This window comes from Streptomyces sp. V4I23 (assembly GCF_030817975.1).
Lineage (GTDB): Bacteria > Actinomycetota > Actinomycetes > Streptomycetales > Streptomycetaceae > Streptomyces.
Genome location: NZ_JAUSZW010000004.1, coordinates 4,981,415 through 5,002,747, shown reverse-complemented (window position 1 = coordinate 5,002,747; position 21,333 = coordinate 4,981,415). Strand labels below are relative to the sequence as shown.

Below are 21,333 nucleotides of genomic sequence, written 5' to 3'. Positions count from 1 at the left end.
GCCCCTCAGTTTCCCGTGCTGCGGTACGAACGAAGGCCCACACACCAGGCCAGTGCCGCGAGCCCGCAGCAGCCCGCGGCCACCAGGGGCGGTAGGAACGCCAGCCAGCCCGGCAGCCCGAGGGGGTCCTCGCGGCCCAGCACGTACAGCGACGGCACCCAGTTGACGAAGGCCAGCGGCACGACGAACGTCACGCCGCGCACCAGGTCCTTCGCGAAGATCGACGGCGGGTACTGGAGCAGGGTGTTCCCGCCGTACGTGAAGGAGTTCTGCACCTGGGAGGCGTCCTGCGCGAGGAACTGGAACGCTCCGCCCGCCACGAACACGGACGCGAAGATCGCCCCGCCGCTGAGCACCATCAGCGGCACCATCGCCACCTTCACGGCCGTCCACTCGACCTGGAGGGACGCGAGCCCGTAGCCGAGCACCAGCAGCCCCTGGGTGACGCGGCCGAGCCTGCGCAGCGCGAACCGGTCGGCCGCGACCTGGGCGAGGACGGGCACGGGCCGCACCAGCAGCGTGTCCAGCGTGCCGTCGCGCACGCGCCGGCCCAGCCGGTCCATCGAGCCCATGACCAGGTCGGCGAGGCCGAAGGCCGCGCTGGTGGTCCCGTACAGGAACGCGACCTCGGGCAGCGAGTAGCCGCCGAGCGCGTCGACGTGGGAGAACATCAGCAGGATCGTCACGAAGTCGAAGCCGGTGGCGGCGAAGTTGCCGAACGTCGTCATCGCGAACGAGGCGCGGTACGCCATCGTGGAGCGGACCCACATGGCCACGATCAGGCCGTACGCCCGCAGCGCCTCAGCCACCCTGGACCACCACCCGTCGTGTCGCGACCGACTGCAGCAGGCGTCCGGCGGCGAGCAGCGCGAGCGCCCAGCCGGCCTGGAAGGCGTACGCGCCCAGCAGGTCCCAGCCGGTGTACCTGCCGAGGAAGACGTCGGCGGGGACCTGGAGCAGCGAGGACCAGGGAAGGGCCCGCGCCACCTCACCGAGGACGCCGGGGAAGAGGTTGAGGGGCAGCAGCATCCCGGAGAAGAAGAGCGTCGCCAGCCAGCAGATCTGCATGACCCCCGCCCCGTCCATCAGCCAGAACGCGGACAGGGCCACGAGGAAGCGGACGGCGAAGCTCACGATCACGCCCAGCGTGACCGCGAGGAGGAAGGCCAGCCAGGTCAGCGGGGACGCGGGTATCACCAGGTCGAAGGCGAGCGAGCCGAGCACCATGGGCACGATGCCGCGTCCCAGCAGGTGGAAGGCGGCCCGGCCCACGTCGCCCGCGAGCCACCACAGTTGGAGGTCGGCGGGGCGGTAGAGGTCGACGGCGATGTCGCCGGTGCGGATGCGTTCGATCAGCTCGTCCTCGAAGCCGCCGCCCATCATGGCGCAGGTCATCAGCAGCGCCTGGCCGAGCCACACATAGGTGAGGGCCTGGGAGAGGTCGTATCCGCCGAGCTGAGGACGCTCGTCCCACAGGGCGATATAGGTGTAGGCCACGATGAAGCCGAAGACGGTGTTGGTGAACACACCCGCCGCCGTCGCCACCCGGTACGTCGCATAGCGCCGGAACCCACCCGCCGCGACGACCGCGTACAGCCGCACAACAGCTCCTCCCCACGCGGACGATGCGTCCTGCCCCTCCGGACGCCAAAGCGCACGACCCTAGCCGAGCTCGCCGGCGGGGTGCGAGTGCTTTTTCGGCCGGAAGCACCGGGTTGCGATGATTATCGGGACAAAAAGGGCACTATGAGGGAATGAGCGACGAGCCGCAGCAGGGCTGGACACCCCGCGACGCGACAGTTCCGACGCCGGCAGCACCCGCGAAGAAGACGGAGAAGGCGGGGAAGCCGGAGAGGGCGGAGAGGGCGGAGAGGGCGGAGGAAACGGAGGACCGCGGCAAGAGCCGCCGCCGACGCACCGGCTGGCGCCGCGTCATCCCGACCTGGCGCATGACGCTCGGCGCCTTCCTGCTCTGCGCGCTCCTCCTCATCGGCGGGTTCCTGACCGGGTACCTGCTCGTCGACATCCCCCCGGCCAACGCCTCCGCGGTCGCCCAGAGCAACGTCTACCTCTACAAGGACGGCACGCCGATCGCCCGCGACGGCGAGATCAACCGGGAGAACGTCTCCCTCTCCCAGGTCCCGCTCGGCGTCCAGCAAGCGGTCCTCGCCGCCGAGGACCGCGACTTCTACTCCAAGCCGGCGGTCGATCCCCAGGCGATGCTCCGCGGCGCCTGGAACACCGTCACCGGCAAGGGCAAGCAGTCCGGCTCCACGATCACCCAGCAGTACGTCAAGAACTACTACCTCGGCCAGGAACAGACCGTCACCCGCAAGGTGAAGGAGTTCTTCATCGCGGTGAAGCTCGGCCGCGAGGTGAGCAAGAGCGAGATCCTCCGCGGCTACCTGAACACCAGCTACTTCGGCCGCAACGCCTACGGCATCCAGGCCGCCGCCCAGGCGTACTACGGCAAGGACGTCACCGACCTCGACACCGCCGAGGGCGCCTACCTCGCCTCTCTCCTCAAGGCGCCCAGCGCGTACGACGTCGCCACCCACCCCGGCAACCGGCCCGCGGCGGAGGGCCGGTGGAACTACGTGCTCGACGGCATGGTCAAGGAGAAGTGGCTGAGCCCGGCCGCGCGAGCGGTGATGGACTTCCCCGCGCCGCGGCGCGACAGAGCCGCCGACGGCCTGTCAGGACAGCGCGGCTACGTCGTCCAGGCGGTCGAGGAGTACCTCGCCCGCAAGGGGATCGTCGACGAGAACACCCTCGCCACCGGGGGCTACCGGATCACCACCACCCTGGAGCCGGGCAAGCAGGACGCCCTCACCGACGCCGTCGACGAGCAGGTCACCTCCCGGCTCGACACCGCCCGCGAGGCCGACCGCAACGTCCGTGTCGGCGGCGTCTCCATCGACCCGGCCACCGGCAAGGTCCTCGCCATGTACGGCGGCGTCGACTACACCAAGCAGTTCGTCAACAACGCCACCCGCCGCGACTACCAGGTCGGCTCCGCCTTCAAGCCGTTCGTCTTCACCGCGGCCGTCGAGAACGGCTCCACCACCCAGGAGGGCCGCCCCATCACCCCCAACACCGTCTACGACGGCACGAACAAGCGTCGCGTCCAGGGCTGGACCGGAGCGCCGTACGCGCCCGCCAACGAGGACGACGTGTCCTACGGCCGGGTCACCGTCAGCCGCGCCACCGACGAGTCCGTCAACGCCGTCTACGCGCAGATGGCCGTGGACGTCGGCCCGGCCAGGGTCCGGCGGACGGCGGTCGCCCTCGGCCTGCCCGCGAACACGCCGGACCTGACGGCCGCGCCGTCGATCGCGCTGGGCACGGCGACCGCCAGCGTCCTCGACATGGCGCAGGCGTACGCCACGCTCGCCAACCACGGCAGGCACAGCACGTACACGCTGGTCGAAAAGGTCACCAAGAACGGCACCGAGCTCGATCTGCCCGCGCAGCGGATGCGCCGCGTCGTCTCCCGTGAGGCCGCCGACACCACCACCGCCATCCTGCGCAGCGTCGTCGACGGCGGCACGGGGACGGCGGCCGGAGCGGCCGGCCGGCCGGCGGCGGGCAAGACCGGCACGGCCGAGGAGGACCGGGCCGCCTGGTTCGCGGGCTACACGCCCGATCTGGTGACCGTCGTCGCCGTGATGGGCCAGAACCCCGACACCGGCGCGCAGACGCCGCTGTACGGGGCGCTGGGGCAGAGCCGGATCAACGGCGGCGGCGCTCCCGCCGAGATCTGGGCCCGGTACACGGCCGCGGCACTGCAGGGCAGCCCGGCACGGGACTTCGAGCTGAAGGTGGTTGAGGAGATCGAGAGGAACCGGCCCCCGTTCGACCCGCAGGACGGCGAGGATCCGACCGGGCCCCGGGACCCCGGAGGCCCCGGAGGCACGGACGGCCGGAGCGAGGGCGGGTCGTGGGGGCGCGGCGGCCCGGCGAGCCCCGGCCCCTCGGCGGGCGGCCCGGGCGCCGGCGGGCCCGTGACGGGCGGGCCGGTGACGGGCACCACCGGCCCGGGCGCCGGCGGGACGGTCACGACGAGCCCCACCGCAGGCGGCCCGAGCGGGACCCCGAGCGCTCCGCCCAGCCCCAGCGGTCCCGTCGCGGGCAGCCCGGGCGAGACCCCGAGCGGCACCCCCGGCCCCGGCGGCCCCACCGCGGGCGGCCCGGGCGGGACCTCCGCCCCCGGCAGCCCCACGGATGTCCGCCCCTCCGGCGCGCCTCAGTGACCCGAGGTGGCCTTCAGCCCCACGACGGCCACCAGCAGCAGACAGACGAAGAAGATCCGGGCCGCCGTCACCGGCTCGTTCAGCACCAGCATGCCCACCACGGCCGCGCCGGCGGCGCCGATGCCCACCCAGACGCCGTAGGCCGTACCGATGGGCAGCGTCTTCGCGGCATGCGACAGCAGCACCATGCTGGCGACGATCCCGAGACCGGTGAACACGCTCGGCCAGAGCCTGGTGAACCCGTCGGTGAACTTCATCCCGATCGACCAGCCGACCTCGAGCAGACCGGCGACAACAAGCAGAACCCAGGCCATGACGGCACCTCCGAGACGCGGAACAACACGGGGTGCGTCGTCTTTGCGTAACCCGGTACGGCGCGTCTCGTCGGGCCCTCCAACGTAGCAAAGGGCGTACAAAAAGGGCTGGTGACCTCCGCCACCAGCCCCTGCGGCCCCGTCCGGGGCTCCGGTCGCCTACAGGTACAGGCCCGTCGAGTCCTCCGACCCTTGGAACCGGTCCGCCGCCACCGCGTGCAGGTCGCGCTCGCGCATCAGGACGTACGCCACGCCCCGCACCTCGACCTCGGCCCGGTCCTCCGGGTCGTACAGCACCCGGTCGCCCGGCTCCACCGTGCGCACATTCTGTCCCACCGCGACCACCTCGGCCCAGGCCAGCCGCCGGCCCACCGCGGCGGTGGCCGGAATCACGATGCCGCCGCTGGAGCGCCGCTCGCCCTCCGGGATGTCCGTCCTGACCAGCACGCGGTCGTGCAGCATCCGGATCGGAAGCTTGTCGTGCTGGGTGCTGTGCTCATGACTGTTGGTGCTCACGCCTCGAACCTACCTGCCCCTCAGCCCTTCGTGCGCCGCAGGGTCACGCCCGTCGCCTGCGGGCCGACACGGCCAGCAGTCCCACCAGGCCCACGGCGACGACCGCCACCGGCACCACACGCTCCAGCCGCGGCGCGCCGTCGTCCGTGACGAACTGAGCCTTCACGTCCGACACGGCGCGGTTCACGGCGACGAAGGCACGACCCGCCGTACGGTCCACGCTGGAGGCGACCTTCGCCTTCGCGTCGCCGATGACCGTCTTGGGGTGCATGCGCACACCGATCTCGTCGAGCATCTCGGCGAGCTGCTCGCGTCGGCGGACGATGTCCGCCTCGATCTGCGCTGGGGTCCTGGTGTCCGACACCGCGCCGCCTCCGTCGTCGTGTCCGGTAGTCCTTCATCGACAGTCTGTCAGCTCGCCGTCGCCGGCACCCCACGGCACCCCCATTACGCTCGACGGCGTACACCCACGTGTCTGACGAGGAGAACCATGAGCGAGCGACTCCAGCCCGGCGACACCGCCCCCGCCTTCACCCTGCCCGACGCCGACGGCAACGAGGTGTCGCTCGCCGACCACAAGGGCCGCAAGGTGATCGTCTACTTCTACCCGGCGGCGCTCACGCCCGGCTGCACCAAGCAGGCCTGCGACTTCACCGACAACCTGGAGCTGCTCGCCGGCGCCGGCTACGACGTCATCGGCGTATCGCCCGACAAGCCGGAGAAGCTCGCGAAGTTCCGCGAGAAGGAGAGCCTCAGGGTCACGCTGGTCGGCGACCCCTCCAAGGAGGTCCTGGAGGCGTACGGCGCCTTCGGCGAGAAGAAGCTCTACGGCAAGACGGTGACGGGCGTCATCCGTTCCACGGTCGTCGTCGACGAGGAGGGCAAGGTCGAGCGCGCCCTCTACAACGTCAAGGCGACCGGCCATGTCGCGAAGATCATCAAGGATCTCGGCATCTGAGGCGCGGCCCTTTTCCGCCCTCGCACGCTGTGTGACCGAAGCCCCATGCGCCCGGGGCTTCGGTTTGCGGATGCCCCGATCGCGCAGACGGCCGCGGAGCCGAAATTCTGACCGGACAGCGGGCGCCCGGTCGTCGCCCACTACGATGAGCGCACACGCGGCCGTGGTGGAACTGGCAGTCACGCTGGGTTTAGGTCCCAGTGGGGTAACACCCGTGAGGGTTCGAGTCCCTCCGGCCGCACATACGCGAGGGGCGCGACACCGGATCGGTGGCGCGCCCCTCGGCTGTGACCGGGCTCAGCCCAGCAGTTCCTTCACCACCGGCACCAGCGCGCGAAACGCCTTCCCCCTGTGACTGATCGCGTTCTTCTCCTCCGGCGTCAGCTCCGCGCATGTCCGCGTCTCGCCCTCGGGCTGGAGGATCGGGTCGTAGCCGAATCCGTTGGTCCCGTGCGGGGAGCGGCGCAGGGTGCCGCGGAGGCGGCCCTCGACGACGCGTTCCGTGCCGTCCGGCAGGGCGAGCGCGGCCGCACAGGCGAAGTGGGCGCCGCGGTGCGGGGCGTCGATGTCCGCGAGCTGGGCGAGCAGCAGGTCCAGGTTGGCCTTGTCGTCGCCGTGGGTGCCGGCCCAGCGGGCGGAGAAGATGCCGGGCGCGCCGCCGAGGACGTCGACACAGAGGCCGGAGTCGTCGGCGACGGCGGGCAGGCCGGTGGCGCGGGCGAGCGCGTGGGCCTTGAGGAGCGCGTTCTCGGCGAACGTGACGCCGGTCTCCTTGACGTCGGGGACGTCGGGGTAGGCATCGGCGCCGACGAGGTCGTGGGTGATGCCCGCGTCGGCGAGGATGGCCTTCAGTTCGGTGATCTTCCCGGCGTTGCGGGTGGCGAGGATCAGGCGCGTCATGACCCCAGTATCTACGGGGTGCAGACCTTGCCGATCTCGGCGGCCGCGTCGGTGACGGGCTTCAGGTCGGGGGTGGTGTCGCCGCCGTCGATGGACTTGCGGACGTTGTCGACACCGGCGGCGAGGTCGTCGACGGCCTTGCTGAGGTCGGCGTTGTCGGTCTTGTCGCCGAGATTCTCCAGCTCGCGGTCGATGTCGTCGAGGGCCTGCCGCGCCTGGGTGGGGTCCTCGGCGGCGCTGGAGGCGGCCTGCTGGAGCTTGTCCACGCTGGTGGCGATGGCGTCGGCGGTCTCGACACAGTCCATCGCCGTGTTGAGTGCGCTGCAGCCGACGGCTGCGGGCACCAGCAGAGCGGCTGTGGCGATCGTGATGGCTATGCGGCGGCGCGCAGACATGCGGGTCCTCCCAGGTACGGACGGGCGCACGGTTCGGCCGTGCGCCCGTGACTCTAACGACGCCCGGCGGGCGCTCCCGGTTGCTGCGCCACCGGGAGAAAGGCGCTACGCGAAGTGCTACGCCGGCTGTCCGGTTCCGAGCGCCTCGGTCTGGAGCGCGGCGAGGTCGGCGCAGCCTCCGGTGGCGAGGTCGAGGAGGGCGTTGAGCTCCTTGCGGTCGAAGGGCTCGGCCTCGGCGGTGCCCTGGACCTCGACGAAGCGTCCGTCACCGGTGCAGACCACGTTCATGTCGGTCTCGGCGCGCACGTCCTCCTCGTAGCAGAGGTCGAGCAGGGGGGTGCCGTCCACGATCCCGACGCTGACGGCGGCGACGGTACCGGTGAGCGGCTTGCGCCCCGGCTTGATCAGCTTCTTGCCCTGCGCCCAGGTGACGGCGTCGGCGAGGGCGACGTAGGCGCCGGTGATCGCGGCGGTACGGGTGCCGCCGTCGGCCTGGAGGACGTCGCAGTCGAGGACGACGGTGTTCTCGCCGAGGGCCTTGTAGTCGATGACGGCGCGCAGGGAGCGGCCGATGAGCCGGCTGATCTCATGGGTGCGTCCGCCGATCTTGCCGCGCACGGACTCGCGGTCGCCGCGGGTGTTGGTGGAGCGCGGGAGCATCGAGTACTCCGAGGTGACCCAGCCTTCGCCGCTGCCCTTGCGCCAGCGGGGCACGCCCTCGGTGAAGGAGGCGGTGCAGAAGACCTTGGTGTCGCCGAAGGAGATGAGGACGGAGCCCTCGGCGTGCTTGCTCCAGCCGCGTTCGATGGTGACGGGGCGGAGCTGTTCGGGGGTTCGGCCGTCGATGCGTGACATGGTGCCGAGCCTATCGGCACATGAGTGAGGGGCCCGTTCCGGTGGTGCGGATCAGGCCCCTCGGGGTCCGGCGCCGGGCGGCCCGGGACAGCGCGGCTCCAGCACCGGCGGCCTCGTCGTCAACCGCGCCCGGCGGCCTCGCGTGCGTCGCTCGCGCCGTGCCCCCGTTCGCTTCTCCGCCCGCTCGGCGAAGCCTCGGGCATCGTCGTCAACCGCGCCCGGCTGCCTCGCGTGCGTCGCTCGCGCCGTGCCCCCGTTCGCTTCTCCGCCCGCTCGGCGAAGCCTCGGGCATCGTCGTCAACCGCGCCCGGCGGCCTCGCGTGCGTCGCTCACATCATGTCTTCGATGTCGGCCGCGATCGGGTCGGCGTCGGTGCCGATGACGACCTGGATCGCGGTGCCCATCTTCACGACGCCGTGCGCGCCGGCGGCCTTGAGCGCGGCCTCGTCGACCAGGCTGGGGTCGGCGACCTCGGTGCGGAGACGGGTGATGCAGCCCTCGATCTCTTCGATGTTGTCGATCCCGCCGAGCCCGGCGACGATCTTCTCAGCCTTGCTGGCCATGTGATTCTCCCTGCGTTCGAGCGCGCTGAGCGCTGTCTCGGCCCACCGTTGAGCCTCGTCGGTCCGCTTTGTCACGGTAACGCACGGTTGGCCCATCTTCACGGGCGAGTAACCGTCTCGTACCGAATGATGACGATCACCGGCGCCCTGCCCTTCGCGAGGCGCCGGAACCGCATGGCGACTGGTCTACACCAGTCTGCGACGCCTGCCAAACAGGGGCTGTTCCGGGAGGACGCCGATGAGCACCGAGAGCGCGGCCGCGCCGCGGCACAAGTGGCGGAGCGGACTCTTCCAGGGGCTCCAGAAGGTGGGCCGCAGCCTCCAGCTCCCGGTGGCCGTCCTGCCCGCCGCCGGCCTGCTCGTGAGTCTCGGCAACCTGTTCGCCGCGTATCTCGACGGCGACTTCTGGGACAAGACGTCCGACGTCCTGATCAAGGGCGGCACCGGCATCCTCGACGGCAACCTCGGCCTCCCGCTGCTCTTCTGCATCGGCGTCGCGATCGGCTTCGCCAAGAAGTCCGACGGTTCGACCGCGCTCGCCGCCGTGGCGGGCTTCCTCGTCTACCACAACGTCCTCAAGGCCTTTCCCGTCGACGGGTCGGTCACCGAGGAGATGCCCGAGGGCACGCCCCAGAACCCCGGGGTCCTCGGCGGCATCCTGATCGGCCTGCTGACGGCGGTCATCTGGCAGCGCTACCACCGCACGAAGCTGGTGGACTGGCTCGGATTCTTCAACGGCCGGCGGCTCGTGCCGATCATCATGGCCTTCGTCTGCTGCGTCCTGGGCGTGCTGTTCGGGCTGCTGTGGGACCCGGTGGGCGACGCGCTGACCTCGTTCTCGAAGCATCTGATCAATCTCGGCGCCTGGGGCGCGGGCATCTTCGGCGTCGCGAACCGGCTGCTCATCCCGATCGGCATGCACCAGTTCCTGAACACGTTCTTCTGGTTCCAGGCGGGCGAGTACACCAAGCCGGACGGCACGGTGGTGCAGGGCGACCTGACGCGCTTCTTCGCCGAGGACCCGTCCGCCGGCCAGTTCATGTCCGGCTTCTTCCCCATCATGATGTTCGGCCTGCCGGCGGCGGCCCTCGCCATCACGCACTGCGCCCGCCCGGAGCACCGCAAGCGGGTGGCCGGCCTGATGTTCTCCGTCGGTCTGACGTCGTTCGTGACGGGCGTGACCGAGCCGATCGAGTTCTCGTTCATGTTCGCCGCACCGCTGCTGTACGGGCTGCACGCGCTGCTCACGGGCGCCTCGATGGCGATCACGTGGGCACTCGGCGTCCACGCGGGCTTCAGCTTCTCGGCGGGCTTGATCGACTACGTCGTGAACTGGCACCTGGACACCAAACCGTGGCTGATCCTGCCGATCGGCGCGTGCTTCGCGGTCGTCTACTACCTCGTGTTCCGCGTGGTGATCACGGTGTTCGACATCCCCACACCCGGCCGCGAGCCCGAGGAGGTCCAAGAGGAGTTGGAGCGGGACGCGACGAAATGACGCCGTAGCGAACGAGGACGCGACGCCCCCGGCCCCAGCAGCCCGGGGGCGTTTGTGCGCATTCACCGGATTGTTACCGGGCCCGCGAATTTCGCAGGTTCCTTATCCAACCCTCACCGTGCTACAACAGGTCTACACCACTCAGTGGTGTAGACCACGCGGTCCAGACCACGGCCGCTCTCCCCTGAGACGCCGCCCTCCCCCTCTTTTCTGTCTCGGCGGCGCCTTGCCCTCCCCCGGCCTCCCGCCGGGGGGACCCCCAGGAGGAAGTTGATGTCCACGGCCAGCGCCGCCCCCGGGGCGGACAAGAAGAAGACGGGCGCGGGTGCGATGGCTGTCCTGCAGCGCATCGGCCGCAGCCTGATGCTGCCGGTCGCCGTGCTGCCCGCGGCCGCGCTGCTCGTGCGTTTCGGCCAGCCCGACATGCTCGGCAGGGAGTCGTTCCCGACCTTCGTCACCAAGATCGCCGGGTACATGGCGGCCGGTGGCGGCGCCCTGCTCGACAACATGGCGCTGCTGTTCGCCGTCGGTATCGCGATCGGCTTCGCGAAGAAGTCGGACGGATCGACGGCCCTCGCGGCGGTGGCCGGTTACCTCGTCTTCAAGAGCGTGCTCGGCACCTTCACGGACAGCAGCCTGCCCAAGAAGGAAGCCATAGTCGACGGCAAGATCGTCATGGTGGAGCAGGCGGTCGACGCCAAGGTGCTCGGCGGCGTGGTCATGGGCCTCATCGTGGCCCTGCTCTACCAGCGCTTCTACCGCACCAAGCTGCCGGACTGGGCCGGCTTCTTCGGCGGCCGCCGCCTCGTCCCGATCCTGTCGGCCTTCGCGGGTCTGCTCACCGGCATCGTCTTCGGCCTGATCTGGCCGTGGCTCGGCTCGGGTCTGCACTGGTTCGGCGAGAGCCTGGTCAGCTCCGGGGCCGTGGGAGCCGGCATCTTCGGTGTCGCCAACCGTGCGCTGATCCCGGTCGGCATGCACCACCTGCTCAACTCGTTCCCGTGGTTCCAGGCCGGTTCCTACGAGGGCAAGAGCGGCGACATCGCCCGCTTCCTCGCCGGTGACCCGTCCGCCGGACAGTTCATGACCGGCTTCTTCCCGATCATGATGTTCGCGCTCCCGGCCGCCTGCCTCGCCATCGTGCACTGCGCCCGCCCCGAGCGCCGCAAGGTCGTCGGCGGCATGATGTTCTCGCTCGCTCTGACCTCCTTCGTCACGGGTGTCACCGAGCCGATCGAGTTCACCTTCATGTTCATCGCGCCGGTCCTGTACGCGATCCACGCGGTGCTCACGGGTGTCTCGATGGCCCTGACCTGGGCGCTCGGCATGAAGGACGGATTCGGCTTCTCGGCCGGCGCGGTGGACTTCGTGCTCAACCTGGGCATCGCGTCCAATCCGTGGGGCCTGGCCCTGGTCGGCCTGTGCTTCGCGGCGGTCTACTACACGGTCTTCCGCTTCGCGATCACCAAGTTCGACCTCCCGACGCCGGGCCGCGAGTCCGACGAGGAGCTCGCCGAACTGCAGAAGGCCGAGGCCAAGTAGCCCCTCGCCCACGCCGAAGCCCCCGCCCTTGTCCGGGGGCTTCCCGCGTCTGGCGGCCGGCTCAGATCTCGTACACCGCGCCCGGCACCGCGATCTCCGCCGGACCGTCGTACACCGCGCGCGCGTCCGACAGGTTCCGCCCGCCGTCCGTCCACGGCGGGATGTGGGTCAGCACCAGCCGGCGCGCGTTCGCCCGCTGCGCGCAGGAGCCCGCCTCGCGGCCGTTGAGGTGGAGGTCCGGGATGTCCTCCTTGCCGTGCACGAACGACGCCTCGCACAGGAAGAGGTCCGCACCGGCGGCGAGTTCGTCCAGCGCGTCGCACACGCCCGTGTCACCCGAGTACGTCAGCACCTTCCCGCCGTGCTCCACCCTGATCCCGTACGTCTCCACGGGATGCGCCACCCGTTCCGTACGCACGGAGAACGGGCCGATCTCGAAATTGCCGGACTTCAGCGTGTGGAAGTCGAACACCTCGCTCATCGACGACGCGGAGGGGGTGTCCGCGTAGGCCGTCGTCAGCCGCTGCTCGGTGCCCTCGGGGCCGAAGACGGGCATGGGCGCGCAGCGGCCTCCGTCGTGGCGGTAGTAACGGGCCACGAAGTACCCGCACATGTCGATGCAGTGGTCCGCGTGGAGGTGGCTGAGGAAGATGGCGTCGAGGTCGTAGAGACCGCAGTGGCGCTGCAGCTCGCCGAGGGCGCCATTGCCCATGTCGAGAAGCAGCCGGAAGCCGTCGGCCTCTACGAGGTAGCTCGAGCAGGCCGAATCCGCGGACGGGAACGACCCCGAGCATCCGACGACGGTGAGCTTCATTGAGCTGGAACCTCCGTGGACGAAGGAGGGCTGGGGGAAGGTCGTGCGGTGCGTCGAGCGTAAGGCGCGAAAGGGCCGGTCGCTCCTCAGCAGCGCTGTGTTGTGGGAGAACTCACCCTTATCCGGGGCCCCGAACACCGGTGCGGGCGCAGGCTCGCGGGGGCGCGGGCGGGGGCACGGGGGCGCAGGTAACGTCTCCGGTATGGACACGTCGTGGTGGCTCGCCGTGATCGCCGTCGTCGTGGTCGCTCTCGTGGTCGCCGTCTCCGACGGGCTCGGCCGCGGCACGCGGCGGCCGACCGGTCGCAGGCGGCCACCGGCGCGACCGGGCGAGCGCGTACGCGAGCGCGTAGGCAGGCCGAAGGGGCGACCGTCGCCGGGCGAGATCTGGTGGGCGGATGTGCCCTACGAGGACGGTCCAGGGTCGAAGGACCGCCCGTGCCTGGTGCTGTCGGTACGGGGCGGGACGGCGCTGGTCGCGAAGATCACGAGCCGGTACCGCGACGAAAGCCCCGGGATGATCGCGCTGCCGCCGGGCACGGTGGGCGACGCGCGGGGGCGGCCGAGCTTCCTGGAGACGGACGAGCTGCGGGACGTGCGGGTGGGCGAGTTCCGCAGGCGGGTGGGCACGGTGGATCCGGCGGTCTGGGACCAGGTCCGGCACCTGGCGGTGTGAGCCCCCGCCCCGCCCCTTCCCTCAACTGGCGCTCCGCCCCAGCCCCCGGGCCCGTTCCGCGCTCGCGCGGTCTCCGAGCGCCCCCACGGCCTGACGGCCGTGGGCATGCCCTGGCCGGACTGATGTCGCGCCACAGCCCTGACGGGCGCGTCGGGCAAACCCGGCCTGGGTTGCGGCCAGCCCCCCGAGCCCGACGGGTGAACCCGCGCCGACCGGGGCGAAGCCCCGACGAGCGCGGCGACGCGCTGAGCACCGTCGGCGATTGCGGCGCGGGATCCTGAGGGGCGGCGCGCCCCGCAAGCCACGGGCCCCGGGGCGGAGCCCCGCCGAACCCGATGACCGTCTCAGTACAGCCGAGCCGACGAGGGGCCGAGCCCCACGAACGGGTCCGGCAGCTCATCCCCGCCGGCGATCGAGGCGCGGGCCCTAGAGGCCGAGGCCCCCACAACCGCAGACCCGCAGGCGGGGGCGAAGCCCCGACGAACCGAGCCTCGACGAGCGACGGGCAGTCCCAGCCGGGCCCCGCCGAACCCGACGTGCAACCTCAGCGCAGCCCGACCAACGCGTCGCACAAGCCGGACCCGCCGGCGAGGGGCGAAGCCCCCACAAGCGGGTCGGTCGATCTCAGCCCCCGCCGGCGATTGAGGCGCGGGCCCCAGGGGGCGGAGCCCTCACGACCGAGACCCGCGGGCCCGGGGGCGGAGCCCCCGAAAGCCCCGGGCGAGGCCCCGGTCAGGCCCAGAGCTGGCCCTGCAGCGTCTCGATCGCCTCTTCCGTCGTCTTCGCCGTGTAGACGCCCGTCGACAGGTACTTCCACCCGCCGTCCGCCACCACGAACACGATGTCCGCCTGCTCTCCCGCCTTGACGGCCTTCCTGCCGACGCCGATCGCGGCGTGCAGGGCCGCGCCCGTGGAGACGCCCGCGAAGATGCCCTCCTGCTGGAGGAGTTCGCGGGTGCGGGTGACCGCGTCCGCGGAGCCGACCGAGAAGCGGGTGGTCAGCACGGACGCGTCGTAGAGCTCGGGGACGAAGCCCTCGTCCAGGTTGCGCAGACCGTAGACGAGGTCGTCGTAGCGCGGCTCGGCGGCGACGATCTTGATGTCCGGCTTGTTCTCGCGCAGGTAGCGGCCGACGCCCATCAGCGTGCCCGTCGTGCCGAGGCCCGCCACGAAGTGGGTGACCGACGGCAGGTCGGCGAGGATCTCGGGGCCGGTCGTCGCGTAGTGCGCGCCCGCGTTGTCCGGGTTGCCGTACTGGTAGAGCATCACCCACGACGGGTTCTGCTCGGCGAGCTCCTTGGCGACGCGTACCGCCGTGTTGGAGCCGCCCGCCGCGGGGGACGAGATGATCTCGGCACCCCACATCGCGAGCAGGTCCCGGCGCTCCTGGGAGGTGTTCTCCGGCATGACGCAGACGATGCGGTAGCCCTTGAGCTTGGCCGCCATCGCCAGCGAGATGCCGGTGTTGCCGCTGGTCGGTTCGAGGATGGTGCAGCCGGGGGTGAGCCGGCCGTCCTTCTCCGCCTGCTCCACCATGTGGAGCGCGGGGCGGTCCTTGATCGAGCCGGTCGGGTTGCGGTCCTCCAGCTTGGCCCAGATGCGGACGTCCTCGGACGGGGACAGCCGCGGGAGCCGCACCAGCGGCGTGTTGCCGACGGCGGCGAGCGGGGAGTCGTAACGCATCAGGATCAGACCATGCCGCCGGCGACGGCCGGCAGGATCGTCACGTTGTCGCCGTCGGAGAGCTTGGTGGAGATGCCGTCCAGGAAGCGGACGTCCTCGTCGTTCAGGTAGACGTTGACGAAGCGGCGCAGCTGGTCGCCTTCGACGATGCGCTCCTGGATGCCGCTGTGCCGGGACTCGAGGTCTGCGAACAGCTCGGCGAGGGTGTCTCCACTGCCTTCGACGGCCTTGGCTCCGCCGGTGTAGGTGCGGAGGATGGTCGGGATGCGGACCTCGATGGCCATGACGTGGGCTCCTGTCGGAAGGTGGCGTAGGGGCGCGCGGCTGTGGCCCCCGCGCGAGGGGGTGCTGCTGGCGTGGTGCGCTCGTACGTCAGAACGCAGCGCGGGCCGTACACATCGCGCTGGCGAGGCGGCACAGGTCGACGTGCAGCCGCGCAACGAGCAGCAGGGTGCCCGGCGTCTTGTCGCTCACGTCGTGAAGAACCATGCGGTCATCGTATCGATTCCCGGTCCCGATCCTTGAGTGTGATCTCGCATATCGGACGGGAGTCGCTCAGGATGTGAACCGCACGGGCGGAACCCCTTGTCGGACGGCCCGCCCGTGCACTGCCCCGTACGTCTCAGTACGCCTCGACGACCTTGACGTCCTCTTCGGTGACCTCGCCGTCCACGATGCGGAACGAGCGGAACTGGAAGGGGCCCGCGTCGTCGGTGTCGGCGGTGGAGACGAGGACGTAGTGGGCGCCGGGCTCGTTCGCGTAGCTGACGTCGGTGCGCGAGGGGTACGCCTCCGTCGCGGTGTGCGAGTGATAGATGATCACCGGCTCCTCGTCGTTGTCGTCCAGCTCGCGGTAGAGCTTGAGGAGGTCGGCCGAGTCGAACTCGTAGAACGTGGGCGACCGGGCGGCGTTGAGCATCGGGATGAAGCGCTCGGGACGGCCGGAGCCCTCCGGGCCCGCGACGACTCCGCAGGCCTCGTCGGGGTGGTCCTCGCGGGCGTGGGCGACGATCTGGTCGAACAGGGCCCGGGTGATGGTCAGCATGAGCGACAGGATAGGCAGACGGCCTCCGGATCCGAGATCCGGAGGCCATCACGTGAGACGGGTGGTGGACACCACCGCCGCGTCAGTCGGACTTCGTCGCGTACTCCCGCTGCGTGTGCTCGGCGATCCGCGGGTTGCTCCGCTTCAGCACCTGCCAGCCGACGACCAGGCCGACGGCCCAGACGGCCGCCACGTACAGCGAGATCCGGCCCGCCTCGTCGAGCGCGACCATGCCGGTCACACCGACGAGGAAGAGGAGGGCGACCCAGCTGAAGAGCGCGCCGCCCGGTGCCGGGAAGGACGAGGCGCGCAGCCGTCCGGCGTCCACCGCGGAGCGGTAGCGGATGTGGCTGACGAGGATCATCATCCAGGTCCAGATGCCGGCCGCGGTGGCCACGGACACGACGTATCCGAAGGCCTTCTCCGGGACGATGTAGTTGAGGACCACGCCGATGCCCATCAGGGTCACGGAGACGGCGATGCCGACGGCCGGGGTGCGACGGGCGTTGAGCTTGCCGAGGGCCTGGGGGGCCTCGCCGTTGGAGGCGAGGTCGCGCAGCATCCGGCCGGTGGAGTACATGCCGGAGTTGCAGGAGGACAGGGCCGCGGTGAGGACCACGAAGTTGACGATGCCTGCGGCGAGCGGGATGCCGATCTTCTCGAAGGCGTGCACGAAGGGGCTCTCGCCCGCGGAGAACTCCGTCCACTTGACGACGGAGAGGATCACGACCAGGGCGCCGACGTAGAAGATGATGATGCGCCAGGGCAGCGTGTTGATCGCCTTGGGCAGGGTCTTCTCGGGGTTCTCGGATTCGCCGGCCGTGACACCGACGAGTTCCACGGCGAGGTAGGCGAACATGACGCCCTGGAGCGTCATCAGGCTCGAGCCGATGCCGTTGGGGAAGATCCCGTCGTAGGACCAGAGGTTGGAGACGGAGGCGGTGTCACCGGCGTCGGAGAAGCCGAGGGTGAGGACGCCGAGACCGATCACGATCATGCCGATGATCGCGGTGACCTTGATCATCGAGAACCAGAACTCGACCTCGCCGAAGATCTTCACCGAGATCAGGTTGACGCCGAAGAGCACCACCAGGAAGACCAGGGCGCTGACCCATTGCGGGATCTCGGGGAACCAGAAGTGGATGTAGATGGCCGCGGCGGTCAGCTCGGCCATGCCGGTGACGATCCACATCAGCCAGTACGTCCAGCCGGTGACGAAGCCGAAGAACGGGCCGAGGAACTCACGGGCGTACTCGGCGAAGGAACCGGAGACCGGACGATAGAGGAGCAGCTCTCCGAGCGCGCGCATGATGAAGAAGATGACGACGCCCGCGAGGGCGTACATCAGGATGATGCTGGGACCGGCCTTGGCGATGTTCGCGCCGGCCCCCATGAAGAGTCCGACGCCGATGGCTCCGCCGATGGCGATCATCTGGACCTGCCGGCTGCCGAGCCCGCGCTCGTAGCCTTCCTGCGAAGTGTTGCCCCCGGCCTCGTCGCCGGTGTGCTTGTCGACCTGCACCGAGGTCATGGTGATGCGCCCTTTCTCCATGCTGATCCGCCGCGACCGCTGCGCGGTAACGGATCAGGTCCTGATCCCCCCGGATATGGATGGAGTGCTACCGGCGGTCTGCCGGTTCAAGCGCCCTCGGGGACAGGGGTGGCGTCCCCGAGCGGTCGTGAAGATTTATCACGGCCGCAACAGTGATCCACTAAGGCGAGAGTGACGCACCCCACAGGAAGAAGGGGACAAAGGGCATGCGAAGCCTCGAAGTGTCGCGTCGTGGTGACGCGATCGTTATCCGGATTTGAGCGTCCGTTGAGCGAACGCTCCACAGGGGCGGATGCCAACGTTCCAGGACACAGCGGTTCCGGAGGGCGGGTCTTCAGGGCATCAGGGTCTCGACGAGCGTCTCCTGAAGCGCCCCGAGCCAGAGGTAGGCCATCACCATGGGCTTGCGCGGGTCGGAGTCCGGCAGCCGGTACAGGTCGTCGTTCTCGTCCTCGTCGGTGACCTCGAGCCGGGCGCCGATGGTCAGCCGGAGGTCGTTGAGCGCGCCCAGCCAGTGCAGGCAGTCCTCGGCGCCGAGCTCCAGCACGGCGCCGCCGTCGCCCGCGGCGGTCAGCGAGTCCAGGCTGCGGACGACCGCGAGGGCGTCGTCCCGCTTGCGGGTGCGCAGGTCGTTCTCGGTGAAGCGGCGGAACTCGGCGGAGGCCGCGCGCATCTCCTCGTCCTGGGGGCCGGCCTCCGGGTCCGCGTACGCCTCGGGAAAGAGGCGGGCGAGCGCCGGGTCGGCGGGTGGTTCGCTCGGCCCCTGGACGAACAGGGCGGCCAGCGGGTCCTCGCCCTGGGCCGGCTCGTCACCCGGGCCGATGAGCTCCAGCATCTGCACGACCAGGGAGCGCAGGATGGAGATCTCGACCTCGTCCAGCGCCACGGCGGCGCCGCCGCCCTTCAGCGGCTCGAAGTGAGAGCTCATCAGCCACGGTCCTGGGAGAGCGTGGCCCACAGTCCGTATCCGTGCATCGCCTGCACGTCCCGTTCCATCTCCTCGCGGCTGCCGCTGGAGACGACGGCGCGTCCCTTGTGATGGACGTCGAGCATCAGCTTGTGCGCCTTGTCCTTGGAGTAGCCGAAGTAGGCCTGGAAGACGTAAGTGACGTAGCTCATCAGGTTGACCGGGTCGTTGTGCACCAGGGTCACCCAGGGCACATCGGGCTCGGGAACGGCCGCACTCTCCTCGGCCGACTCTGTCTGCTCGATCTCCAGTGGCACAGTCACTCCACCCATGCTGCCACCTGAGCCCCCTCGTCGCACAAACGACCCCGCCGGGAAAAACGACATCTCGTCAGACTGACGAAATGTGCGCTAGCATCGCGGTCATGAACACTGCAGACCTTGGGCTGCCGGTGGACGTGCCGTCGACCGCGCTCTTCACCGATCAGTACGAGTTCACGATGCTCCAGGCGGCGCTCAAGGCCGGAACCGCCGAGCGGCGCTCGGTCTTCGAGGTCTTCACCCGCCGGCTGCCCGAGGGCCGTCGCTACGGTGTCGTCGCCGGTACCGGCCGCGTCCTGGACGCCGTGGAGAACTTCCGCTTCGACGCGGGCGTGCTCCGCTTCCTGCGCGAGCGGCACATCGTCGACGAGCCCACCCTCGAATGGCTCGCCGGCTACCGCTTCCGCGGCGACATCTGGGGCTACCCGGAGGGCGAGGTGTACTTCCCCGGCTCGCCGATCCTGCGGGTCGAGGGCTCCTTCGCCGAATGCGTGCTGCTGGAGACCGTGATCCTGTCGATCCTCAACCACGACTCGGCGATCGCGGCGGCCGCCTCGCGCATGTCCGCGGCCGCCGGCGGACGCGGCCTGATCGAGATGGGCGCCCGCCGCACGCACGAGCTGTCCGCCGTCGCGGCCTCCCGCGCCGCGTACGTCGGCGGGTTCGACTCCACCTCCGACCTGGCGGCCGGCTTCCGCTACGCGATCCCCACGGTCGGCACCAGCGCCCACGCCTTCACCCTGCTGCACGACAGCGAACGCGGCGCCTTCCGGGCCCAGGTCGACTCGCTGGGCCGCGGCACGACCCTGCTGGTCGACACCTTCGACGTGGCCGAGGCCGTGCGCACCGCGGTCGACATCGCGGGCCCCGAGCTCGGGGCCGTACGGATCGACTCGGGCGACCTGCTGCTCGTCGCGCACCGGGTGCGCAAGCAGCTGGACGAGCTGGGCGCGGTGAACACCAGGATCGTCGTCACCTCCGACCTGGACGAGTACGCCATCGCGTCGCTCGCCGCGGCCCCGGTGGACGCGTACGGCGTGGGCACCCAGCTGGTCACCGGCAGCGGTCACCCGACCTGCTCGATGGTCTACAAGCTCGTCGCCCGGGCCCGCTCGGCGGACCCGAAGGCCCCGCTGGAGCCGGTGGCGAAGAAGTCGCTCGGCGGGAAGTTGTCGATCGGCGGCCGCAAGTGGGCCGCGCGCCGGCTGGACGAGCACGGAGTCGCCGAGGCCGAGGTCGTCGGGCTCGGCGACGTACCGCCCGCGCTGGTGGACCGGCAGCTGCTGGCGGAGCTGGTCAAGGGCGGCGAGATCGTGGCCCGCGAGCCACTGGACGCGGCGCGCGAGCGGCACATGGCGGCACGGGCCGGGCTGCCGATGTCGGCGATGCAGCTCTCGCGCGGCGAGCCGGTGATCCCGACCGAGTACGCGTAGATCCGTGCGAAGGGGGGCGGGGCGAGAGCGTCCGACGCCCCCTCCCGCAGGGCCTTGCGAGTCTCTACGCTGAGTAGTTGAACCCTCGCCAGTCGTCCGGCCCGCCCGGCAGGACGAGTCCGCCGGCCACCGCGCCGACCGCCACCCAGCCACGAAGGACACCCGTCATGCACCGCGCCTTGATCGTCGTGGACGTTCAGAACGACTTCTGCGAGGGCGGCAGCCTCGCGGTGGCGGGGGGCGCCGACGTCGCAGCCGCCATCACCGAACTGATCGGCCAGGCCCAGCCGGGCTACCGCCACGTGGTCGCCACGCGCGACCACCACATCGAGCCGGGCGGCCACTTCTCCGACCACCCCGACTTCGTCGACTCCTGGCCGCGGCACTGCGTCGCGGGCACGGAGGGCGTCGGCTTCCATCCGAACTTCGCGCCGGCCGTCGCCTCGGGCGCCGTCGCCGCGGTCTTCGACAAGGGCGCGTACGCGGCGGCGTACAGCGGCTTCGAGGGCACCGACGAGAACGGCTCCACGCTGGCCGAGTGGCTGCGGGCCCGCGGCGTCACCGAGGTGGACGTCGTCGGCATCGCGACCGACCACTGCGTGCGGGCCACGGCGCTGGACGCAGCCCGCGAGGGCTTCACGACCCGTGTGCTGCTCGACCTGACCGCAGGGGTCGCGAAGGAGACGACCGAGCGCGCCCTGGAGGAGCTGCGCACGGCGGGTGTGGAGCTGAGCGGGAAGCCGGTGGTCGTCTGACCCCGCCGGGTCGTGGCCGCCGGTCAGGCGGGGCGTGCGGTTCTGAGCAGGGCTCGTATCGGGTGCCAGAGCCCCTGGGCCGTGCCCTGGTCCGCGCGCCACAGCAGCCCGTCCGGGTGGTGCAGCACGGCGGTCACCTCGTCCGGCGTCGGCGGCTCGGCGTTGCCGCGCAGGTAGACCGCGCGGAGACCCAGATTGCGCAGCCGCGTCAGCGCCCTGGCCCGGTTCGCGGCGTGCACGAGGAACCTGACGGTGGTCCCGTCGCCGGCCGGGCTGGGCAGGCTGAGCGCGACGACCACGCTGCCGTTGGGCAGCTTGCAAAAACCTCCACCGGGCATGCGGAACCACTCCCCC

General features: G+C 70.6%; 25 protein-coding genes, 1 tRNA gene and 1 riboswitch. Of the genes, 8 read left to right on the top strand and 18 right to left on the bottom strand.

Features of this window, described 5'->3' with window-relative positions:
- Positions 1 to 5: 5 nt before the first annotated feature.
- Both QFZ82_RS25030 and QFZ82_RS25025 read right to left on the bottom strand, forming a co-directional pair.
- Entirely contained in the window at positions 6 to 809 is an 804-nt protein-coding gene (locus QFZ82_RS25030; protein ID WP_307715296.1) for an ABC transporter permease, read from the bottom strand.
- Positions 802 to 1,602 (bottom strand): ABC-2 family transporter protein, encoded by an 801-nt coding sequence (locus tag QFZ82_RS25025; RefSeq protein ID WP_307715295.1) that lies wholly within the window; start codon positions 1,600 to 1,602, stop codon positions 802 to 804. Before QFZ82_RS25025 ends, QFZ82_RS25030 begins: the two co-directional genes overlap by 8 nt.
- A 152-nt stretch (positions 1,603 to 1,754) precedes the next feature.
- On the opposite strand from QFZ82_RS25025, the gene QFZ82_RS25020 reads away from it, so the two are divergent.
- Positions 1,755 to 4,253 (top strand): transglycosylase domain-containing protein, encoded by a 2,499-nt coding sequence (locus QFZ82_RS25020; protein ID WP_307715294.1) that lies wholly within the window; start codon positions 1,755 to 1,757, stop codon positions 4,251 to 4,253.
- On the opposite strand, the gene QFZ82_RS25015 is transcribed toward QFZ82_RS25020, so the two are convergent.
- From QFZ82_RS25015 to QFZ82_RS25005, 3 genes are all read right to left on the bottom strand, one after another.
- A complete protein-coding gene (locus QFZ82_RS25015) occupies positions 4,247 to 4,567 on the bottom strand; it encodes a multidrug efflux SMR transporter (RefSeq protein WP_177152551.1) in 321 nt (106 codons plus the stop codon). The two genes, QFZ82_RS25020 and QFZ82_RS25015, sit on opposite strands and share 7 nt — an antisense overlap.
- 31 nt (positions 4,568 to 4,598) lie before the next feature.
- Positions 4,599 to 4,667, bottom strand: a riboswitch (guanidine-III (ykkC-III) riboswitch).
- Between the two features lie 59 nt (positions 4,668 to 4,726).
- Positions 4,727 to 5,083, bottom strand: coding sequence for a co-chaperone GroES (locus QFZ82_RS25010; RefSeq protein ID WP_177152552.1), 357 nt, complete (start codon positions 5,081 to 5,083; stop codon positions 4,727 to 4,729).
- Positions 5,084 to 5,126: 43 nt separating this feature from the next.
- Entirely contained in the window at positions 5,127 to 5,447 is a 321-nt protein-coding gene (locus QFZ82_RS25005) for a DUF3618 domain-containing protein (RefSeq protein ID WP_307715293.1), read from the bottom strand.
- Positions 5,448 to 5,573: 126 nt separating this feature from the next.
- Between QFZ82_RS25005 and bcp the strand changes: the two genes are divergently transcribed.
- Positions 5,574 to 6,041: a thioredoxin-dependent thiol peroxidase gene (bcp, locus tag QFZ82_RS25000; protein WP_307715292.1), complete on the top strand. Its 468-nt coding sequence runs from the start codon at positions 5,574 to 5,576 to the stop codon at positions 6,039 to 6,041.
- 157 nt (positions 6,042 to 6,198) lie between these two features.
- A tRNA-Leu gene (locus QFZ82_RS24995) sits at positions 6,199 to 6,282 on the top strand.
- Positions 6,283 to 6,338: 56 nt separating this feature from the next.
- On the opposite strand, the gene rdgB is transcribed toward QFZ82_RS24995, so the two are convergent.
- The 4 genes from rdgB to QFZ82_RS24975 all read right to left on the bottom strand — a co-directional run bounded on the left by rdgB (position 6,339) and on the right by QFZ82_RS24975 (position 8,754).
- Positions 6,339 to 6,941, bottom strand: a complete 603-nt coding sequence (gene rdgB / locus QFZ82_RS24990; protein ID WP_307715291.1) for an RdgB/HAM1 family non-canonical purine NTP pyrophosphatase — start codon at positions 6,939 to 6,941, stop codon at positions 6,339 to 6,341.
- Positions 6,942 to 6,952: 11 nt separating this feature from the next.
- Complete coding sequence (locus QFZ82_RS24985) at positions 6,953 to 7,336, bottom strand: hypothetical protein (protein WP_307715290.1); 384 nt, start codon at positions 7,334 to 7,336, stop codon at positions 6,953 to 6,955.
- Positions 7,337 to 7,453: 117 nt separating this feature from the next.
- On the bottom strand, positions 7,454 to 8,191 hold the full coding sequence (rph, locus tag QFZ82_RS24980; RefSeq protein ID WP_307715289.1) for a ribonuclease PH: 738 nt from the start codon (positions 8,189 to 8,191) through the stop codon (positions 7,454 to 7,456).
- 329 nt (positions 8,192 to 8,520) lie between these two features.
- A complete protein-coding gene (locus tag QFZ82_RS24975; RefSeq protein ID WP_177152560.1) occupies positions 8,521 to 8,754 on the bottom strand; it encodes a glucose PTS transporter subunit EIIB in 234 nt (77 codons plus the stop codon).
- A gap of 238 nt (positions 8,755 to 8,992) precedes the next feature.
- On the opposite strand from QFZ82_RS24975, the gene QFZ82_RS24970 reads away from it, so the two are divergent.
- Positions 8,993 to 10,252, top strand: a complete 1,260-nt coding sequence (locus QFZ82_RS24970; RefSeq protein ID WP_307715288.1) for a PTS transporter subunit EIIC — start codon at positions 8,993 to 8,995, stop codon at positions 10,250 to 10,252.
- A gap of 273 nt (positions 10,253 to 10,525) precedes the next feature.
- On the top strand, positions 10,526 to 11,794 hold the full coding sequence (locus tag QFZ82_RS24965) for a PTS transporter subunit EIIC (RefSeq protein WP_307715287.1): 1,269 nt from the start codon (positions 10,526 to 10,528) through the stop codon (positions 11,792 to 11,794).
- 61 nt (positions 11,795 to 11,855) lie between these two features.
- Here QFZ82_RS24965 and QFZ82_RS24960 read toward each other — a convergent pair whose 3' ends face one another.
- Positions 11,856 to 12,608, bottom strand: a complete 753-nt coding sequence (locus tag QFZ82_RS24960; protein WP_307715286.1) for an MBL fold metallo-hydrolase — start codon at positions 12,606 to 12,608, stop codon at positions 11,856 to 11,858.
- A gap of 202 nt (positions 12,609 to 12,810) precedes the next feature.
- Here QFZ82_RS24960 and QFZ82_RS24955 point away from each other — a divergent pair, with 202 nt between their 5' ends.
- A complete protein-coding gene (locus tag QFZ82_RS24955; RefSeq protein WP_307715285.1) occupies positions 12,811 to 13,284 on the top strand; it encodes a type II toxin-antitoxin system PemK/MazF family toxin in 474 nt (157 codons plus the stop codon).
- 732 nt (positions 13,285 to 14,016) lie between these two features.
- Here QFZ82_RS24955 and QFZ82_RS24950 read toward each other — a convergent pair.
- The 7 genes from QFZ82_RS24950 to clpS all read right to left on the bottom strand — a co-directional run bounded on the left by QFZ82_RS24950 (position 14,017) and on the right by clpS (position 18,803).
- Complete coding sequence (locus QFZ82_RS24950) at positions 14,017 to 14,967, bottom strand: PLP-dependent cysteine synthase family protein (protein ID WP_307715284.1); 951 nt, start codon at positions 14,965 to 14,967, stop codon at positions 14,017 to 14,019.
- A 5-nt stretch (positions 14,968 to 14,972) separates the two neighbouring features.
- Positions 14,973 to 15,251, bottom strand: a complete 279-nt coding sequence (locus tag QFZ82_RS24945) for a MoaD/ThiS family protein (RefSeq protein WP_307715283.1) — start codon at positions 15,249 to 15,251, stop codon at positions 14,973 to 14,975.
- Between the two features lie 88 nt (positions 15,252 to 15,339).
- Positions 15,340 to 15,456 carry a putative leader peptide gene (locus QFZ82_RS39805; protein WP_373429318.1) on the bottom strand — a complete coding sequence of 39 codons (117 nt, stop codon included), beginning with the start codon at positions 15,454 to 15,456 and terminating at the stop codon, positions 15,340 to 15,342.
- Positions 15,457 to 15,589: 133 nt separating this feature from the next.
- Entirely contained in the window at positions 15,590 to 16,012 is a 423-nt protein-coding gene (locus QFZ82_RS24940; protein WP_307715282.1) for a M67 family metallopeptidase, read from the bottom strand.
- An 82-nt stretch (positions 16,013 to 16,094) separates the two neighbouring features.
- The gene (locus QFZ82_RS24935) at positions 16,095 to 17,543 is read right to left on the bottom strand and encodes an amino acid permease (RefSeq protein ID WP_307715281.1); all 1,449 of its coding nucleotides are present in this window, start codon (positions 17,541 to 17,543) and stop codon (positions 16,095 to 16,097) included.
- A gap of 355 nt (positions 17,544 to 17,898) precedes the next feature.
- Positions 17,899 to 18,492: a DUF2017 domain-containing protein gene (locus tag QFZ82_RS24930; RefSeq protein ID WP_307715280.1), complete on the bottom strand. Its 594-nt coding sequence runs from the start codon at positions 18,490 to 18,492 to the stop codon at positions 17,899 to 17,901.
- Positions 18,492 to 18,803, bottom strand: a complete 312-nt coding sequence (gene clpS / locus QFZ82_RS24925; protein WP_177152571.1) for an ATP-dependent Clp protease adapter ClpS — start codon at positions 18,801 to 18,803, stop codon at positions 18,492 to 18,494. Before clpS ends, QFZ82_RS24930 begins: the two co-directional genes overlap by 1 nt.
- Positions 18,804 to 18,895: 92 nt before the next feature.
- On the opposite strand from clpS, the gene QFZ82_RS24920 reads away from it, so the two are divergent.
- On the top strand, positions 18,896 to 20,224 hold the full coding sequence (locus QFZ82_RS24920) for a nicotinate phosphoribosyltransferase (protein WP_307715279.1): 1,329 nt from the start codon (positions 18,896 to 18,898) through the stop codon (positions 20,222 to 20,224).
- Positions 20,225 to 20,391: 167 nt separating this feature from the next.
- On the top strand, positions 20,392 to 20,979 hold the full coding sequence (locus QFZ82_RS24915) for an isochorismatase family protein (protein ID WP_307715278.1): 588 nt from the start codon (positions 20,392 to 20,394) through the stop codon (positions 20,977 to 20,979).
- A gap of 23 nt (positions 20,980 to 21,002) precedes the next feature.
- Here QFZ82_RS24915 and QFZ82_RS24910 read toward each other — a convergent pair whose 3' ends face one another.
- The gene (locus QFZ82_RS24910; protein WP_307715277.1) at positions 21,003 to 21,317 is read right to left on the bottom strand and encodes a hypothetical protein; all 315 of its coding nucleotides are present in this window, start codon (positions 21,315 to 21,317) and stop codon (positions 21,003 to 21,005) included.
- Positions 21,318 to 21,333 lie beyond the last annotated feature (16 nt).

Coding starts and splice junctions, on each gene's coding strand:
- QFZ82_RS24965 (WP_307715287.1), top strand. CDS start 10,526: ATGTCCACGGCCAGCGCCGCCCCCGGGGCGGACAAGAAGAAGACGGGC.
- QFZ82_RS24960 (WP_307715286.1), bottom strand. CDS start 12,608: ATGAAGCTCACCGTCGTCGGATGCTCGGGGTCGTTCCCGTCCGCGGAT.
- QFZ82_RS24930 (WP_307715280.1), bottom strand. CDS start 18,492: ATGAGCTCTCACTTCGAGCCGCTGAAGGGCGGCGGCGCCGCCGTGGCG.
- QFZ82_RS24910 (WP_307715277.1), bottom strand. CDS start 21,317: ATGCCCGGTGGAGGTTTTTGCAAGCTGCCCAACGGCAGCGTGGTCGTC.
- QFZ82_RS24920 (WP_307715279.1), top strand. CDS start 18,896: ATGAACACTGCAGACCTTGGGCTGCCGGTGGACGTGCCGTCGACCGCG.
- rph (WP_307715289.1), bottom strand. CDS start 8,191: ATGTCACGCATCGACGGCCGAACCCCCGAACAGCTCCGCCCCGTCACC.
- QFZ82_RS24950 (WP_307715284.1), bottom strand. CDS start 14,967: ATGCGTTACGACTCCCCGCTCGCCGCCGTCGGCAACACGCCGCTGGTG.
- QFZ82_RS25015 (WP_177152551.1), bottom strand. CDS start 4,567: ATGGCCTGGGTTCTGCTTGTTGTCGCCGGTCTGCTCGAGGTCGGCTGG.
- QFZ82_RS24970 (WP_307715288.1), top strand. CDS start 8,993: ATGAGCACCGAGAGCGCGGCCGCGCCGCGGCACAAGTGGCGGAGCGGA.
- clpS (WP_177152571.1), bottom strand. CDS start 18,803: ATGGGTGGAGTGACTGTGCCACTGGAGATCGAGCAGACAGAGTCGGCC.
- QFZ82_RS25020 (WP_307715294.1), top strand. CDS start 1,755: ATGAGCGACGAGCCGCAGCAGGGCTGGACACCCCGCGACGCGACAGTT.
- QFZ82_RS39805 (WP_373429318.1), bottom strand. CDS start 15,456: ATGGTTCTTCACGACGTGAGCGACAAGACGCCGGGCACCCTGCTGCTC.
- QFZ82_RS24975 (WP_177152560.1), bottom strand. CDS start 8,754: ATGGCCAGCAAGGCTGAGAAGATCGTCGCCGGGCTCGGCGGGATCGAC.
- rdgB (WP_307715291.1), bottom strand. CDS start 6,941: ATGACGCGCCTGATCCTCGCCACCCGCAACGCCGGGAAGATCACCGAA.
- QFZ82_RS24955 (WP_307715285.1), top strand. CDS start 12,811: ATGGACACGTCGTGGTGGCTCGCCGTGATCGCCGTCGTCGTGGTCGCT.
- QFZ82_RS24915 (WP_307715278.1), top strand. CDS start 20,392: ATGCACCGCGCCTTGATCGTCGTGGACGTTCAGAACGACTTCTGCGAG.
- QFZ82_RS24985 (WP_307715290.1), bottom strand. CDS start 7,336: ATGTCTGCGCGCCGCCGCATAGCCATCACGATCGCCACAGCCGCTCTG.
- bcp (WP_307715292.1), top strand. CDS start 5,574: ATGAGCGAGCGACTCCAGCCCGGCGACACCGCCCCCGCCTTCACCCTG.
- QFZ82_RS24940 (WP_307715282.1), bottom strand. CDS start 16,012: ATGCTGACCATCACCCGGGCCCTGTTCGACCAGATCGTCGCCCACGCC.
- QFZ82_RS24935 (WP_307715281.1), bottom strand. CDS start 17,543: ATGACCTCGGTGCAGGTCGACAAGCACACCGGCGACGAGGCCGGGGGC.
- QFZ82_RS24945 (WP_307715283.1), bottom strand. CDS start 15,251: ATGGCCATCGAGGTCCGCATCCCGACCATCCTCCGCACCTACACCGGC.